This is a genomic window from Edaphovirga cremea, from assembly GCF_003332275.1.
Taxonomy (GTDB): Bacteria; Pseudomonadota; Gammaproteobacteria; order Enterobacterales; family Enterobacteriaceae; genus Edaphovirga; species Edaphovirga cremea.
Window position 1 is genome coordinate 1 of record NZ_QOVA01000022.1, and the last position, 15505, is coordinate 15505.

15 protein-coding genes and 3 pseudogenes are annotated in these 15505 nt (G+C 51.9%); 6 read left to right on the top strand and 12 right to left on the bottom strand.

Annotated elements, in window-relative coordinates; all coding sequences use genetic code 11:
• The coding region (locus DRI82_RS19630; RefSeq protein WP_211317692.1) for a hypothetical protein at positions 1-471 on the top strand (471 nt) is incomplete at its 5' end.
• A gap of 373 nt (positions 472-844) precedes the next feature.
• Positions 845-1078 carry a hypothetical protein gene (locus tag DRI82_RS19635; protein ID WP_114195607.1) on the top strand — a complete coding sequence of 78 codons (234 nt, stop codon included), beginning with the start codon at positions 845-847 and terminating at the stop codon, positions 1076-1078.
• A gap of 552 nt (positions 1079-1630) precedes the next feature.
• Here DRI82_RS19635 and DRI82_RS19640 read toward each other — a convergent pair.
• Complete coding sequence (locus DRI82_RS19640) at positions 1631-2839, bottom strand: serine hydrolase domain-containing protein (RefSeq protein WP_211317693.1); 1209 nt, start codon at positions 2837-2839, stop codon at positions 1631-1633.
• 190 nt (positions 2840-3029) lie between these two features.
• Here DRI82_RS19640 and DRI82_RS19645 point away from each other — a divergent pair, with 190 nt between their 5' ends.
• Positions 3030-3599, top strand: a complete 570-nt coding sequence (locus DRI82_RS19645; protein ID WP_211317694.1) for a TetR/AcrR family transcriptional regulator — start codon at positions 3030-3032, stop codon at positions 3597-3599.
• Positions 3600-3832: 233 nt separating this feature from the next.
• Here DRI82_RS19645 and DRI82_RS24790 read toward each other — a convergent pair whose 3' ends face one another.
• The 8 genes and pseudogenes from DRI82_RS24790 to DRI82_RS19690 form a co-directional block, all read right to left on the bottom strand.
• Positions 3833-3916, bottom strand: a complete 84-nt coding sequence (locus DRI82_RS24790; protein ID WP_114195609.1) for a tryptophan-rich sensory protein — start codon at positions 3914-3916, stop codon at positions 3833-3835.
• Positions 3917-3951: 35 nt separating this feature from the next.
• Positions 3952-4181: pseudogene (locus DRI82_RS19655) on the bottom strand (TspO/MBR family protein); the annotation flags it as partial.
• Positions 4182-4390: 209 nt separating this feature from the next.
• The gene (locus tag DRI82_RS19665; RefSeq protein ID WP_114195612.1) at positions 4391-5338 is read right to left on the bottom strand and encodes a LysR family transcriptional regulator; all 948 of its coding nucleotides are present in this window, start codon (positions 5336-5338) and stop codon (positions 4391-4393) included.
• 135 nt (positions 5339-5473) lie between these two features.
• Entirely contained in the window at positions 5474-6319 is an 846-nt protein-coding gene (locus DRI82_RS19670) for a type 1 glutamine amidotransferase domain-containing protein (RefSeq protein WP_211317695.1), read from the bottom strand.
• A gap of 44 nt (positions 6320-6363) precedes the next feature.
• On the bottom strand, positions 6364-7038 hold the full coding sequence (locus DRI82_RS19675) for a type 1 glutamine amidotransferase domain-containing protein (protein ID WP_114195614.1): 675 nt from the start codon (positions 7036-7038) through the stop codon (positions 6364-6366).
• A 114-nt stretch (positions 7039-7152) separates the two neighbouring features.
• A pseudogene (locus tag DRI82_RS19680) lies at positions 7153-7455 on the bottom strand (Rpn family recombination-promoting nuclease/putative transposase); the annotation flags it as partial.
• Between the two features lie 219 nt (positions 7456-7674).
• Positions 7675-8697, bottom strand: coding sequence for a Vgb family protein (locus tag DRI82_RS24795; RefSeq protein WP_425452676.1), 1023 nt, complete (start codon positions 8695-8697; stop codon positions 7675-7677).
• Complete coding sequence (locus DRI82_RS19690) at positions 8609-9004, bottom strand: carboxymuconolactone decarboxylase family protein (protein ID WP_114195616.1); 396 nt, start codon at positions 9002-9004, stop codon at positions 8609-8611. The genes DRI82_RS24795 and DRI82_RS19690 overlap by 89 nt, the downstream gene beginning before the upstream one ends.
• A gap of 85 nt (positions 9005-9089) precedes the next feature.
• On the opposite strand from DRI82_RS19690, the gene DRI82_RS19695 reads away from it, so the two are divergent.
• Positions 9090-9998 (top strand): LysR family transcriptional regulator, encoded by a 909-nt coding sequence (locus DRI82_RS19695; RefSeq protein WP_114195617.1) that lies wholly within the window; start codon positions 9090-9092, stop codon positions 9996-9998.
• A gap of 125 nt (positions 9999-10123) precedes the next feature.
• Here the strand turns inward: DRI82_RS19695 and DRI82_RS19700 are convergent.
• Both DRI82_RS19700 and DRI82_RS19705 read right to left on the bottom strand, forming a co-directional pair.
• A pseudogene (locus DRI82_RS19700) lies at positions 10124-11318 on the bottom strand (MFS transporter).
• 3 nt (positions 11319-11321) lie between these two features.
• A complete protein-coding gene (locus DRI82_RS19705) occupies positions 11322-12026 on the bottom strand; it encodes a type 1 glutamine amidotransferase domain-containing protein (protein WP_114195618.1) in 705 nt (234 codons plus the stop codon).
• Positions 12027-12186: 160 nt separating this feature from the next.
• Between DRI82_RS19705 and DRI82_RS19710 the strand changes: the two genes are divergently transcribed.
• Positions 12187-13086 (top strand): LysR substrate-binding domain-containing protein, encoded by a 900-nt coding sequence (locus tag DRI82_RS19710; protein ID WP_114195662.1) that lies wholly within the window; start codon positions 12187-12189, stop codon positions 13084-13086.
• Between the two features lie 478 nt (positions 13087-13564).
• Here the strand turns inward: DRI82_RS19710 and DRI82_RS19715 are convergent, their stop codons facing one another.
• Positions 13565-13912 carry an ArsR/SmtB family transcription factor gene (locus tag DRI82_RS19715; RefSeq protein WP_114195619.1) on the bottom strand — a complete coding sequence of 116 codons (348 nt, stop codon included), beginning with the start codon at positions 13910-13912 and terminating at the stop codon, positions 13565-13567.
• Positions 13913-14056: 144 nt separating this feature from the next.
• Between DRI82_RS19715 and DRI82_RS19720 the strand changes: the two genes are divergently transcribed.
• A complete protein-coding gene (locus tag DRI82_RS19720) occupies positions 14057-15481 on the top strand; it encodes an MFS transporter (protein WP_114195620.1) in 1425 nt (474 codons plus the stop codon).
• Positions 15482-15505 lie beyond the last annotated feature (24 nt).

A 15505-nucleotide genomic window follows, 5' to 3' on the forward strand; every position in this document is an offset into this window, starting at 1 on the left:
GCCTTCCTGGAGGGAGAACACTTTAGTACGGTGATCGCCGCCGATGGCACACTCAAGGGTTTTGCCAACATCTCGCTTGACCTGGTGGGAAAACCTTTACCGTCTCGTGAGCGCGCTGAGCAGATTGCGGCAGAGTTCCTGCGCAAGGCTGCACCCGACTTGCTGACCAGCCTGAGGGGAGCGTCTGTTACCCCCCATGATGAACCTATTCGCCTATCACACGCAGGCCGTAACGAGACCGTCCAACTCACCGGTTTAAAATTCAAGTCACGCAATCAGGCTGATGGGCGCTGGTTCTGGGTCATCGTCGGTAGCGATGAGAAACCGATGCTGTTCGAGCGCGATCTGGAATGGGCATACCTGCTCGCTCGCCGCAAAACGGAACAATGGCTGCATGACAGATGGATAAAGGTACAAGATGCCCAACAGATCGATAAACCAGGCCGTTGGAGTCTGCCATGGACTCATTGACCCAGATCGTTCTTGGTAGCAGTGTCGCTGCACTTGTCGTCTTCCCGTATCATTGACGTAGAGCACAATACTGGAGGGCGGAGTACTCGGTACCCTTGCTGATAGGGGTTATTGCAGCCTGGCGGTTTTCACCATACAAAGCCTCGCAGCAAACGAGTGGCTAAGGTCGAGACAGGGCGGCACACAACTGGCTAGCCGCAGGTTTGCTAGTGAGTTCGGTCTACCAGGCTTGGAGTGTTGCCGCAAAATCTCGGGTCGACCGGGTAACTGGTGGGTTTACTCACCTCAAAACCCGTTAACCGCAAATGTCACTACGACAGTACTTTCCTGTCCTATAGACTCAATATCCTAACAACCACTTGGAGCGATAAGCATGACTGAAAAATTAACTGTGGGTGATTTAAAGCACCTGTTATCAGACATGTCTGATGATACAGAAATCAGTTTCTCAGGTGACCTCACCTTTTACCGATTCAGACGCTGGTCAGATAATGAATTTTTACTGGAGTTTAACGAAGCGCAGGCAGCACCTAGTGAAAACTTTCGCCGCAGACACCCCTATATTCAAGTGAGCCTCGGTAAATCTGGTACCTTTAAAAATATCTGAGATCAGTCTGTGTATTGTTGAGAGGTTATAATGACAGTGAATTTCACGAAAAAGTCGCTGAGGAAAACAATTATACTTTGTGTTGTCATATTTGTTTTGTTCATGACTGTCCATGCTGAAAAACAATAACAGTTAAGTATCAACAGAAAAGGGCTATACTACGTTTGCACTTGTGATAACGAGCATAATTTAAGCTTTGCCTTGCGTAGTCACTCTGGACTGGCAGAGTGACTACGCTAACTTTAAAATAGGTTTATTTATTGTTTCGGCGTCCTTATAATATTATTTACTTCTGAATATGGCGACATTTGTTATATCCAGATATACATAGAATAAAGTGCAATAATTAAGAGAATGTATTTCCAGTCCATAGTATTTATTTACTTATTATTTTTCCCACACAAGGCTTGCCATATGCTCAGTAACTATCGCCACAAAGGCGATAGCCTTAATACATTGCATTGCAACGGGACAATGTCTGTAAATCCCAAGGGAACCTGTTGTGGGGAGGAAGAAGGTTACGTCATATTATCTCCGGTTCCCTACAACTTATTAAAGTCGTTTCGGATTCAGGGCGACATAGACCGCATCCCGTACCTCCTGTGGAAACGCCCCCGACATCCCTTCGATGGCCGTGTTCGTCAGAGCGACGACCGCGATGTCATGTACAGGATCGTAGAACCAGCTATGCCCGTAGGCACCGCCCCACTGGATGGTACCTTTCCCTTGCGGGGTTCTGGCAAGCTCCGGGTTGGTAAGGATTGCCCAGCCATAACCAAACCCCCATCCAGGCCCCAGGGTTTGCACTTGTGGCTCGGTATGGTTTCGCATCATGAGGGCAACCGTTTCAGGCTTCAGAACTCGATGTGTACTGTCAGGACGCAGGCTCAGCAGTAATTTCATAAAATCACCCGCTGTCCCGACCATGCCCGCTCCACCGGAGGGGTAAGCATGAGTATCCCACACCCTGTCCGGGTTAAAACGGATACTCCCTTCACCGATCGCGACTTCGGCGTCCGACGTCATTCTTAGCGGTCTTGTTCCACCATCCTGATAAGGGGTCACCAGACGGGCGCTATCCACGACACTAAAGCCAGTATCCGCCATACCCAGCGGGCCTGTGACTTGCTTACGCACCAGTTCTGGCAGGCTCGATTCCGTAGCGGCGCTGATCGCAGCCCCCAGGACATCCATTGCCACAGAATAACGCCAGCCGGTTCCCGGTGAATAGGTCAGCGGCACGCTGGAAATGCGGCGCAGGTTTTCTTGCATCGGGATACCCATATCCAGCCCGTCGGATACGCCCGCGCGGCGATAAGGGCCATTCAACGGCTCCAGGAATCCATAGCTTAGACCCGCAGTGTGCGTCAGCAACTGGTGGATGCTGATCGTTGGCGTGCTACCATCAAGCTCGCGGGGTTTGAACTCAGGCAACCATCGTGTGACAGGGGTCTGAAGATCCAGCTTTCCCTGCTCAATCGACTTCATTACAGCCACTGAAACGATAGGTTTGGTGACAGAAGCTAGGCGAAAGATATCATCTTCGCGCATAAGCCGGCTTCGTTCACGGTCGGATTTACCCGCCGCACGGTGGTAGACGATCTCACCCTTGTGTGCGACGAGCACGACAGTACCAACTATTTGCTGCCCCTCGGTGGCTTTAGCGATCGCGTCATCAAGGGATGTAAACAATAACGATTGCGCATTGGCAAAGGGTATCGCGACGGTAAGTGCAGCGCTCAACAGGCAGGGTTTTAGCATGATTTTGTCCATATAGACGGATAAGATTACCGGGTTGCTTGTAAGGATTGGGGCAACGCCGTACTATAATCACAGTGATCGTTCCGTAATTTACACTTGGTTTAATTTATTTACAACAATGACCGTTATGATAAATGAAAATAACAAGCCACGACGCCGTGGACGTCCCCCGAGTTTTAATAGAGAAACTGTGCTGAACCTGGCCATGTTGACCTTCTGGAAGCTGGGCTATGAAGGCACGTCTATCGTCGATCTCACGGTGGCCATGGGCATCACCCCACAGAGCCTGTATGCGGCCTTCGGCTCCAAGTCTGCGCTATACCATGAAGTGCTGAGTCACTATCAAAAAACCGTCGGTGCCTTCTCTACACGTGCTCTTAATGAGGAAAGTTCCGCTGTGATGGGATTGGAGCGATTGCTGAGGGAATCGGCAACAGAGTGGTGCAAGCCGGGACGACCACGTGGTTGCATGATTTCGACGGGAGTTCTTGGGTGCGCCGTCGAAAATAAAGACGAGGTCAGCTACGTCGCACAGTTGCGCATGGCAGCAATTGTGGCATTCAAGAGTCGAATAGACCGCGCCATTGAAGCGAGAGAGTTTAAGCCTGGGACAGACAGCTCGACACTGGCGCGTTACCTCGGAGCCATCATTCAGGGCATGTCCATTCAGGCTCGGGATGGCGCAACGGAGGAGGAACTGCTGGAAGTTGCAAATCTCGCCATCCAGACTTTGCGTCAATCAGCATTTCTTGGCAGGTAACATTTAAGTAGGGGTCGCCTCAGAAAACGGGTAGAGTCGAGATGTGGCACGGTAATTTTGCAGGTCAAGCATCACGTAAACAACATGGTCTGACCGCTGCCTGAACCAAGAGTGATCGGGGTTGAGTTGGTCCCCTAAAATGGGCCTGAGTTCCGTCATATCTCCCCTGACAACATACGGTAAACCTTTTGCGGCTGCATTGGTGACCTCGCGATCTCGATGCGGAAACGCGTTTAGTTGGGCCAGAAAATGGATGCATTCAAGATCGTGGCAAATCCAAACCATAGCGCGTAGGGAATAAGCAGCCATGAAGCCATTTTGTCGTGCTTTTGCGCCTGGATAATAAAAGCAGCACCGTAATCAGCAGCAGCGTGATAATAATCAGCGCCTTATCCGGTTGATGCTCCAAGAAGAATACCGGGGACCACAGCCAGTTCAGTGCCATTTGTATCACCCATAAAAGCATGGCAAGACTCCTGAATGCAGGCCGCCAGATCCGCCAGCCCGCCACGCAGTCATGAAATAGAGTAACGTCCAGACGGGCGAAAATACGGCATTGCACGGACTAAAGGAGGGTTTCACCAGATTGCCGTACCAAGCATCGGGGCCACTTAAAACGCCAAGTCCCCCATCCCACGCCGATCATCCCAAACAAGAAAATAAATCAGTACGAAAAAATCGGTCGAACGTTTTCTCGTGTCTTTTACTGCAGGCGTCATATCATCAATCCCTATTAAATGTAGCGCACTTACAAAAAGCTACGTGATATATCACGGTGTTGCGGGATGAGTTCAATGGCTCGATATATCAAGCATAGTCCGGCTTGCAGCCAGAGCCTGAGCATGCTGGTAAATTTTTAAACGCAACCAGCGGCGTAACCGATCGCTATGTGTCCGCTCATGCCAGATCTGCATCATGTCGATACGCGGCAGTGCCAAAGGTAACGGGTAAAGACACAATTCAGGATCGCGGGCAACGGCCTCTTCCCCCACCGAACGCAGGCAGGTGAGTAATAAGTCACTACCTCTGATTAAACGGCTTGGCGCAAGAAAACTGGACAACCCGGCAACGACTTTACGAGCCAGTCCCTGACGTTGAAGGTCACGATCAACCAGCCCGTTCAGATCGCCGGTCAAGGTTGTCAGGACATGCTCGCAAGCCAGATAGCTGTTCAGATCCAGCCCCTGTAACAGCAGAGGATGATCTGCCGCTGCCAGCACGACAAAATCCTCGCTCAGCAAACGCTGCTGATGAAAAGTCTCTGGAAGCTGCTCGTAAAAACCGGCAATAGCCAGGTCACAGGTGCCTTTTTCAAGCTCGTCACGCGGTAGCATCCCACGCGTGTTATGGGTTATCAACACCAGATTGGGAGCCTCCTGCCGCAAGATGGGCAACAAACCCGGCAGCAGGATCTGCTCCATGTAGTCAGTCGTATAGATATGTATCCGCTCATCCCGTGCAAGAAAATCGCGCCCTTCACATTGATCGTAAAACGTCTCGATATCTTCAACCAGTTTTTGAACCTGAGTCGCAAGCTGATGGGCACGTGGCGTGGGGGCCAGGCCTCGCGGTGCCCTGACAAACAGCGGATCGCCAAATTCATGCCGTAACTTGTTGAGCTTATGACTCATTGCGGGCTGGCTGAGTGACATCCTAACCGCAGCCTGAGAAGCGTTACGCTCCTGATACAGTACGTGAAAGAACAGCAGCAGGTTGAGGTCTTTGTTGGCTATATTCATTTTTTGAATACCTGAAATGATCGCTTTTTATTTTTAGAATTATAGCGAGCCATCTATGCTGATATCCAGTTCGCTGATTCACGCGCTGTGAGGGGGGATACTTATTGGCGGCAACCTGATCAGCGCAAGCAGGGATTAATGCCCGTTTTGCAACTGTGCTAACAACGCTTTGGTGAGAGCATGGTCAGAGAATGGGTTTTGACCGGTGATCAACTCACGATCAACAACTACATTCGGGGTCCAGGCTTTTGCCTGTGTCAACTCGCCGCCTGCTGTCGCCATGGCTTTGGCCGGGTAATACCGGATCTTATCCCCCTTCAGTGAACCTTCAAAAACCTGTTCTTCTTCGCCCGCAAAAATAGTCATGCGATATCCCTGATATATCCAGTTCTTTGCCTGTGACGTTTTACCTTGGATCAGTCCTGCTTCAAAATCCTGCGGATCGTCTTGTGCTGACAGTAGGGTAATCGGACCATGGCAGATGGCGGCGGTAGGCTTGCCTGCAGAGTGGAAATGCTTCAGCAACTCCCCCACCTGTGGGTTATTGGCAAGGTCAATCAGCGGCGCATGGCCACCTGGGATCAACAGACCGGCATATTGAGAGAGATCACCAGCCAGTACTTCTGCCAGTTTGTGCGGCTTATTAATCCCTGGCATATTTGCTACCACCGATTGAATACGCAGCATTTCCGTACTGTTACCGCCAAAATAGAGCGGATCAACCGAACGCTGGTCAACGCTCGGTGCCTGGCCGTTTGGTGTAACCAGCACCAGTTCATATCCCGCTTTTTGCAGGCCATCTGCAGGCACGCCGAATTCATTGAGATAATACCCGGTCGGATAGGTTTTTCCCTCTTTAAGCGGTAACTGGTTTTGACCGGAAAGCAGTACCAGTATCCGTCCATGGGTTTCCGCTGCCAAGGCAGTGGCACTCATACCCAGGCAAAGCAGCAGGGCAGTCACATATTTAGTTAATCGCATAAAAAACATCCATTTTATTAAGGTGTTATATTAGTAAACGTGATTTACAACAGTTTTAGCAACGCTTCAGCAGTAGCATCTGAAGACGCCGGGTTTTGTCCGGTAATCAACAAACCATCCACCGCAACGTGGCTTTGCCAGTTTTCGCCACGGCTGTAGTGCCCACCGTTGGCCTTGAGCATTTCTTCAACCAGGAACGGCACTGCCTGAGTCAGTTCTACGGCGTCTTCCTCACTATTGCTAAAGCCCGTGACTTGTTTCCCCATCACCAACGGTTTGCCTGCCGTATTTTTGGCATGGCGCAGCACCGCAGGCGCGTGGCACACCGCAGCCACCGGTTTGCTCTGCGCCTGGAATTGCTCTATTAGGGTGATAGAATAGGGGTCTTCCGCCAAATCCCATAGCGGGCCGTGGCCACCGGGGTAAAACAGCGCATCAAAATCATTGGCGCTAACCTCCTGCAGTCTCAGAGTTTTTGCCAGCGCTTGCTGCGCAGTGTTGTCCAATGCGAACCGATGGGTGGACGCAGTTTGGGCATCCGGCTGGCTGCTTTTCGGGTCAAGCGGTGGTTGGCCACCTTTGGGGGAAGCCAGGGTGATCTCTGCTCCGGCATCGCGGAAAACGTAATAAGGTGATGCAAATTCCTCCAGCCAAAAGCCAGTTTTATGGCCCGTACTACCCAGCTTGTCATGAGAGGTTAATACCATCAGGATTTTCATCATTTTCTCCGTTGAGCGCCGCAGCGTATGAATCATGAACTGGATGTCAGCTTAGGCGACTCGCTATAATTCTAAAAAACAAAACTGTTCATTTCAGGCATTCAAAAAATGAATATATCCAACAAAGGGAATAACCAGGGGCAATTTATCGTTGCCGGCTTTGAGGTGTCGCTGCATGGCGGCAATAGCATATCGCATCATGCGCAGGCCAATATGCCTGTCTGGGGTGCTTTGATGTTCGATCAACGCGTATATGTAACCGTCACCCTGCCCTGCTTTAAGGGAATACAGTACATCAGAGTAGTAGGCGCGTAGATTTTCTTCGATGAAGGAGCCAGACTCCAGTCGCAGGGTATTCAGGTCGCACGCCTGACGTAGTTCTGGCTGCAGGTGTATGTCCAGAAAGTCGCGAGCCATCTCTGAGTGCGTCAAAAACGGTTCTGTCGCATTAGCGTAGAAAAAGTTGGTGTTGTGCTGTACCTGAAGATTTGTTTTCAATATATTGATTTTAAAGTAATAAATAATTTTTGCGATTTTTATGTACTAATACATGTACTGCTCATAAAAGAATGGAGGGAAATTTGGCTGTGTCCCTTAACTGCCCGTGGTGCTGTCACAGCCTCAAAAAACCATCACTTAGGGCCGAATGCTATAGACATTTCCTGTTACCCAGGTCCCCACCAATAAATCAGCGTTACGTCCCCGACCCAGCGCGACCGCACTCCCAGATAAATCACTGACTACGATAGTCGAGTGACCATCAAACGTTACCCTCCGAACTGCGTTAGCACCGTTGTCAATAACGAACACAGCATCTTTGCCATCAGACAAAATACCTACGCCTGGACGATTGAAACTGGCCCCCATTTCCTGATGTTTCCCATCAGACGAGATCCGAGTCACTCGCCCGCCATACTGAGACGCCACCAGGCTACCATCTTCCATTTCCACGACGCCGACTGGCAGCGAAAGTGACCGAGCCACGATCTCAGCTTGTCCGGTTGAGACATCGATAGAGAGTATTTCCCCAGAACCACGGTTCGCGACAAGCAACCGCCCGTTGCGTCCAAAAGCGATCCCAGTAGGTGTAGCCAAATTCTCGGCAATTCGACGACTCTTCCCATCGGCAGCGATGTGTAGGATGTAATGGCCTGAATACGAGCTCACATAGAGTCCTCCTGCGCTATCCAGCGCCAAGCCGGAGGCCGCAGGAATGTTGCGCGCTAAGATGGTACGTCTTCCATCTGCACTGATGCGCGTTACAGTATCGGCACTCCAGTCCGATACGTAGGTCATACCGTCTTGTGCGGTTACGATAGCAGTGGGTGACTGGAACCCTGTGAATAGGGGTTCTCCGGCATGCACTGGGTTCATCAATAAACACAGGAGTGAAGCAGCCATGGTTCTGTTAGTAAGTATTGATTTTGTGAATTTATGCATTTGTAATTTTACGCCGCAATGAGTGAATCTAAAACGTGGTGTCTGCACACTACGCTGTCCAACATCAATATATCTTTTGATCACTTTTGGGGTGCTGTAGACCAACTCGGTGAAGCTGCCATAATGAGTATCAGCCGCATAGAGCAGAAGAGCTTCTTTCCTGCAAGAAGACTTCTTTAGCGGCAAGCAGGCCGTTGATTGCAGCAGGAAAGCCAGCATAAACCGCCATCTGCATGATAACTTCGATGATCTCTTGCCGAGAGCAGCCAACATTGCGAGCGCCATAGATATGCACCTTGAGTTGTGGAGATGCGTTCCCCATCGCTGTGAGGGATGCTACAACGGCAAGTTCTCGAGTTTTGAGGTCGAGTCCCGGTCTTGAATAGATGTCACCAAACGGAAACTCAATGAGTAGCCGAGCAAAGTCGGGGGCGATATCTTCCAGACTTTCTATGACGTTCTCACCCGCTTTTCCATCAATCTCTTTGAGCTTCTCCCAGCCTCTGACATAGCGTTCGTTGTTCATCATCACTCCTTAATTAACTGATGTGTGCACTTTACATTTCGCCCAATAGGTTCATCCAATACCATTTTTGTGATACCTTTTAGGTATGAATGAACCTATAGATCTACGACAATTTCGATACTTCCTTGCTGTCAGCGAGGAGCTTAATTTCGGGCGGGCTGCGGCGCGACTACACATATCCCAACCCCCATTGAGCAGGCAGATCCAGCAGCTCGAAGCGGTGTTGGGCGTTGAGCTGTTCGTGCGAACCCGGAGTGGGGTGACACTGACAAAAGCAGGTGCCGCATTTTTACCCGAGGTCAGGCGGACATTAGTGCAAGCAAATAAGGCTATAGCTGCCGCTAGAGCGGCACGCGTTATCGTTGCAGGTAAGTTCGTCGTGGGTTACACAACCGTGTTTGACCGAAGCGTTATTCCTGATGTATTTGAGCCTTTACGTCAGCGTTTCCCTAACTGGCAGATTGTTACTCAAGGCAAGCATTCGATCAGTCTTGTGCGGGATATCAAAAACGGAATAATGGATGTAGCCTTTATCGGCTTGCATACCGAGGCTAAAGGTCTGAAGGTCGAGATGCTATTTGAGGATCCACTCATAGTCGCATTGCCCGCCATTCATCCTCTTGCCCGTAAGCGCAGTCTAGGCTTTGATGACCTTCGCGGTGAGTCAATATTTCGCTTTGAACGGCGACTGAACCCAGGTTTTTATGATCACTGCCAGTCGTTCTTCGAACAGATTGACTTCAAACCCAACATGATCCCTGAACCCGATGATCACCATATCTTGCTCGGCCTTATTGCCGAGGGGCAAGGGATCGCATTCATCTTTTCATCACTACAGAAGGTCAAGCGGCAGGGCGTTGTCTTTCGACGACTAAAAGCAGAGGTTAAAAGTTTGTCCAGTGGTATCGCTGTTGTATATTCCCCAGACAACTCGTCAGAGATCTTAAAGCAATACCTGGAACTTACCAAGGCTGCGACTTTTGGCGCTACGTGAGGTGCGCTTAGCACCATTCTCAAATCAGAGTAGAGTCTTATTTTACCCATCAGTCAGCAGTAAGTTGCTCTGTTACTTGGCAGGGTGAGCACCACATTTATAAGCGAATCAGTTGAAGGCCTACACTATCCTTTAACTCTTGTATCCAGGAACGCGGGACGGCGGATCTGCCAGAGCATCCAAATAATGCCCAGGCAAACAGTGAACGCACCGACCCAGCCAGTGCTGGCCAACCCTATCGTCTCCAGACTTACCCCGCCCAGCAGAGAACCCAGTGCAATGCCGCCATTGAAGCCTGCGATATTCAACCCGGCAGCTACCGCAGGTGCTTGTGGTGCATGGATGTGCGATAGTCCGATCAAACGAGCCTGTAAGGCGGGCACTGCGGCGTAGGTCAGCGCACCCAACAGGCCGACCAGTGGCACCATGAGCGTTAGCGATGGAGCAAATATCCAGATTGCAATTAACACCACGACCAAACCGATCAGTACTGTCATCACTGCCGCATCAGCATCTCTGCGGTCGGCTAGGCGCCCCCCCCCAGACATTACCGATGGCAGCCATCACGCCATAGCCCAGCATCAGCAGGCTGGCAGTGCTTTCGCTGACTTTGGTTACCACCAGCAGGATAGGCGAAATGTAGGTATAGAGCGTGAACGAGCCAGCATAAGCCAGTACAGTGATGCCAGCACCTGCCAGGAGGCGCGGATTGAATATAGCCTTGAGGCCATCCATCGCGTTGGCCTGCGCCGAAGTATCATTGTGGTCGGTCGGCATCAGGATCAGTAGGCCCACGAAGCCGATTGTGCCACAGGCGGCCACAGCCATGAAGATCACCTGCCAGCTCAAGATACTACCCAGGTAAGTCCCTAGCGGTACGCCCAAAGCCAAGGCAAGCGTCAGACCTGCGAAGACAACTGCAACCGCAGCACCGGCGCGGTTACGCCCAACCAGTTGTGTGGCAACGCTGGAGGCCACAGCGAGAAACACACCATGACCAAGTCCGGAAGCAAAGCGAGCCACCAACATAGGCGTCAGGGCGTCCGACAAACCCACCACCGTATTTCCCAGCGTGAACAACCCCATGGCCGCTAACAGGAGACGCTTTCGCGGCCAGCGGGTGGCGAGCGCTGTCAGTCCCGGGGCGCCAATGACCGCACCCAGCGCATAAACCGTCACTGCCGTTCCCACCTGACTGACGCTGGAGTGCAGATCAGCGGAAATGTTGGACACCAGACCGATGGTGACAAACTCGGTGAATCCCAATGCGAAGGCACAGAGCGCGAAGACGTAGATAACGAAGGGCATGCGCTCGTTCATGGCTTATTCCCGCTCATAAGCGCTAGACACCAACAGAGGCAGCATCGCTTCAGCCACACCTTTAGCAGAGGCTGGGTTCTGGCCAGTCACCAGCCTCTCGCTCACCACGACCTGAACCTGAAAATCTGCTGCCGGTAGATGCCTGGCCCCTCGTTCCTGCAAGGCGTCGGCGAGCAAAAAAGGCACCGTCTCGTACAAACCAACCGCACGCTCCTCTTCGTTGGTGAATGCCGAAACTTCCTTGTCTGCGACCAGATAACGACCATCAGCGAGCTCGATATTCACCAGTCCTGCCGGTCCATGGCATACCGCAGAGACCACTCCTCCATGCTCATAAATACTCGCGGCAATAGCAGCCAGTTCTGTGTTATCTGGGAAGTCCCACATCGTCGCATGACCACCTGCATAGAAGATCGCCGCATAGGCATCGGGATCGACCTGTGACGGTGCCAGCGTGTTTTCGATGGCCTTACGAAGCACCGCATCATTCCAGAATGCAGCATTGACCGGATCCTCCAGATCCAATCCGTCGACATGGGTTTTGCCTCCCTGGGGGCTAACGAAATCAATGCTGAAACCGGCTTCGATGAGCACTTTATGTGGGTGTGTTACCTCAGACAGGTAGAAACCGCTCGGTGCGGCGTCCATTGCATCTGCAGGACCTTTTCGATCATGACTGGTCAATACGAACAGTATGCGCTGTGCCATTTGTTAGCTCCTTTAAACGTAAAGAGGGGGAGGGCATCCGTCCACAGCTCAAAACTGCTTAGGTGGGATGAACATCATCAGAGGTTATTCTGGATGATTTGCTTTAAGTATTGAAGTGACTAAAATAGACAAACACTTTCCCTTAAATGGCCCAAATAAGTTGCGCAACGATGATCTCGCCGTCTTTCTGCATGTTGTTGACTGTCTGAGCTTTTCAGCGGCGGCAAGGAACCTTCAGATTACCCCCAAAGCTGTCAGCAAGCAGATTGCCAGGCTGGAGGGGGCTCTTGGGACCACCTTGTTTGAAAGGAACACCCGTAACTTACGCATCACGGATGAGGGACGCGTCATTGCAGAAAGAGTACGTGTTGCCCTTTCAGTTCTGGATGAAGTGAAAGGGCTTGCTCAAGGCGGAAGTCAGGAACTGACCGGACACATACGCTTAACCGCGCCAGCCCCCTTTGGGCGAAAATTTGTTGCCCCAGCGATAACTGATTTTTGTCGGTTACACCCAAGAGTTGGATTTGACCTGCGTCTTTCCGATCAGATCCAGGATTTGTACAGAGGCGATCTGGATCTGGCGATTCGAATGGGTGAGTTGGCAGACTCAAGACTTCTTGCTCGTCGGGTAGCCGATAACCGACGCATTCTGGTGGCTTCGCCGACGTTTATTGCGGCACATGGAAATCCCGCACGACCGGAAGAGTTAGAGCACTACAATTGCCTGGTGTTTGCCTATCCTGGATTACTGCAAAACACATGGCCGCTGCAAAAAGGCCGATGCGAGAAGTCCATCGCCATCGACGGCACGCTCTGCAGCGACAATGGCGAAGTTTTACATGAATGGTGTCTTGCTGGCTTGGGAATTTCTTTGCGTGAAGTTTGGGACGTCCACGAGGAATTGCACAATGGCCAACTGGTGCGTGTCTTGCCTGACTGGGAAGGCGTGGCATCCAAAATCAGCCTCGTGCGAGCACGCAGAGAACCCGTGCCGCACCGACTGACCGTCTTCAGCGACTTCTTACTTGAACGATGGCAGCAGACGCCATGGGAGCACTGATGCAGTTTGCGGCCACCAATGATAGAGATGTCGAAAAATAGTCTGCCATAACTTCAGTATTCAGCGCGTTTTATAAAGCCGTATATCTCTTTTATTGTATTGATATCAGGCTGAGGCATGGGCCGCCTTCCCCGGATAAAAACGGGAATGCATTTGTGCCCATTTTTCAAAGGAGCATAATAAGGATCATCTTTTCCTGCCTGTGGGTGTCGGACGTATAAGGCATTTGAGCTCCTCCCTGGCACTGACAGAAAGCGACACTAATTTCCTCTTAAACAATGTAACAGTGCAACTTCTACAATGCTTGACATTAGATAGGAATATCTCCCAATCCTATTGGTACGCCTGTACAAATATTTTTTGGGTCGATATCGGGATGAAGAGGATTATGGGGCGCAATCAATGCCAGGACGTAACACAAAGACATGATGACGAGAGCAGGGTGTTCACGAGCGAGCGGCTCTGTCCTGTTACGGAGTCAGCGTTGCGGCAGATTCTTCGCTGTTACCTCTTGCGTTAATGCATCACATTGCACGGCGCTCAGCAAGGCATCGAGCAATCTTGGGAAGCGTGAGTCCAGATCTTCCCGACGCAGTGACAGCAGGTTCTCCCGACCGTAGGGCCGCTGCCAGATGACACCGCTGTGACGCAGCACACGCCAGTGATGGGTCAGGGTCGATTTGGGAATGCCCTGGAGCACGGCGCTGCATGCATGCTCCCCGCCATCGGCCAGCACACGCACTACTGTTAGGCGTAGCGGATTGCCAAGCGCGGTTAGCACGTTCTCTAGGCGGATCTGGTTACGATCAGGATGGTTGGGCGTCATTCAGACAGTTTATTCCATAGTATGAGTACTTACAAACCATTTATCGAGGCAGCCCGTTTTTCGAGACTATTGTTCGATTATACCCGTACTGTTATAGTACGCATTTACTCGAACTATTTAACCTTGCTATCTGGAGATCCGTTTATGCCTTCCCTCTTGTCCGCCACCATGGCACATCGTTCCCTGGGATGGAGTCTGGCGCTACTTGCCTTCGCTCAGCTCATTTACTCACTCGACATCAACATTGTGTTCGTGGCTCTGCCGGAGATTGGCGCTGACCTGGGTTTTTCCGGACAGACCCTGCAGTGGGTGGTCAGCGCTTACACCGTATTCTGCGGCGGTTTCCTGCTGTTGGGGGGGCGTGCCGCCGATCTGCTAGGACAACGGCGTATGTTTATCTTCGCGCTGTGGCTGTATGCCCTGTCATCCCTAGCCGGTGGGTTGGCCTGGAGCCCTGTGGTTATCGTGATCTCGCGTGCAGTGCAGGGTATGGGGGCGGCGCTGCTGTTTCCGTCCACACTGTCGTTGATCAACCGACTATTCGAGGAAGGTCCGCCGCGCAACCGCGCACTGGCGATCTGGGGAGGCGCTGGAGCCAGTGGCCTGACATTGGGTTCGCTGGCTGGTGGCGTACTGACCAGCGCCTACGGTTGGCCGTCGGTATTTTTCGTCAACGTCCTGCTGGCCGGTATCGCCATTGTGGCAGCGTTCTTCGTGATACCCAAGGATCTACCCAGGATTGAGCGCCGCAGCTTCGACCTGCCGGGTGCTCTGACAGTGACAGCCGGTGTCACGCTGCTGGTCTATGCGCTGGTACAGGGGCCTGAAGATGGATGGCGCACCACTCCTATTGTCGCCGCCCTGGTACTGGCTGGCGTATTCCTGTTGGTCTTCGCGCTGATTGAAGTGCGCAGCCGCGATCCGCTTATATCGGTGCGGCTGTTCAGCAACCACAGTATGGTGACAGGCATGGTGATCACCTTCATCTATATGGGCACGTTCGGCGCGTTGCCGTATTTCCTGACGGTGCTGTTTCAGAGTGTGCAGGGTTACAGCGCCTTGCAGACAGGGTTGGCCTTTATCATACCGTCGCTGGCGATCTTCTCCGGCACGCAGTTGGGGGCGCGCCTGGCGAATCGCCTGCCTATACGTACGACGTTGCTGATGGGCTTTGCAGTCGGTATTGTCGGCACACTGGCATTGGCTCCGGCTGCCTTTGTTGGTGCGCCCTATGCGAACATCGTGCCAGGGTTGGTGGTATCGGGTCTCGGCCAGGGTATAGTCTGGACAGCCATGTGGATCGCTGCGGCTTCAGGCGTGGCACATCATGAGCAGGGCATCGCTTCGGGTATGGCTTCGACCACATTGAATATCGGTAATGCGATTGGAATTGCCGTACTGGTGGTCTTCGCCAATCGCGGGATCGATGACTTGCAAGGAGATGCCTTGCATGAGGGGTTGGCGAGCGGCACGCAGCATGCCTTCTATTTGGCAACGGCAGGTCTGGTGCTGGGTTTGTTGGTGTCCTTGGCATTACCACGCAAGGAGACCGATAGCTTTAAGGTCTGAAGTTAAACTTTTATCTATATCGTC

What these genes read in the sequence shown, in the direction of transcription:
- DRI82_RS19635 (WP_114195607.1), top strand. Translation starts at nt 845, where the DNA reads ATGACTGAAAAATTAACTGTGGGTGATTTAAAGCACCTGTTATCAGAC.
- DRI82_RS19640 (WP_211317693.1), bottom strand. Translation starts at nt 2,839, where the DNA reads ATGCTAAAACCCTGCCTGTTGAGCGCTGCACTTACCGTCGCGATACCC.
- DRI82_RS24790 (WP_114195609.1), bottom strand. Translation starts at nt 3,916, where the DNA reads ATGGCTTCATGGCTGCTTATTCCCTACGCGCTATGGTTTGGATTTGCC.
- DRI82_RS19665 (WP_114195612.1), bottom strand. Translation starts at nt 5,338, where the DNA reads ATGAATATAGCCAACAAAGACCTCAACCTGCTGCTGTTCTTTCACGTA.
- DRI82_RS19670 (WP_211317695.1), bottom strand. Translation starts at nt 6,319, where the DNA reads ATGCGATTAACTAAATATGTGACTGCCCTGCTGCTTTGCCTGGGTATG.
- DRI82_RS19675 (WP_114195614.1), bottom strand. Translation starts at nt 7,038, where the DNA reads ATGAAAATCCTGATGGTATTAACCTCTCATGACAAGCTGGGTAGTACG.
- DRI82_RS24795 (WP_425452676.1), bottom strand. Translation starts at nt 8,697, where the DNA reads ATGCTGGCTTTCCTGCTGCAATCAACGGCCTGCTTGCCGCTAAAGAAG.
- DRI82_RS19690 (WP_114195616.1), bottom strand. Translation starts at nt 9,004, where the DNA reads ATGAACAACGAACGCTATGTCAGAGGCTGGGAGAAGCTCAAAGAGATT.
- DRI82_RS19695 (WP_114195617.1), top strand. Translation starts at nt 9,090, where the DNA reads ATGAATGAACCTATAGATCTACGACAATTTCGATACTTCCTTGCTGTC.
- DRI82_RS19705 (WP_114195618.1), bottom strand. Translation starts at nt 12,026, where the DNA reads ATGGCACAGCGCATACTGTTCGTATTGACCAGTCATGATCGAAAAGGT.
- DRI82_RS19715 (WP_114195619.1), bottom strand. Translation starts at nt 13,912, where the DNA reads ATGACGCCCAACCATCCTGATCGTAACCAGATCCGCCTAGAGAACGTG.
- DRI82_RS19720 (WP_114195620.1), top strand. Translation starts at nt 14,057, where the DNA reads ATGCCTTCCCTCTTGTCCGCCACCATGGCACATCGTTCCCTGGGATGG.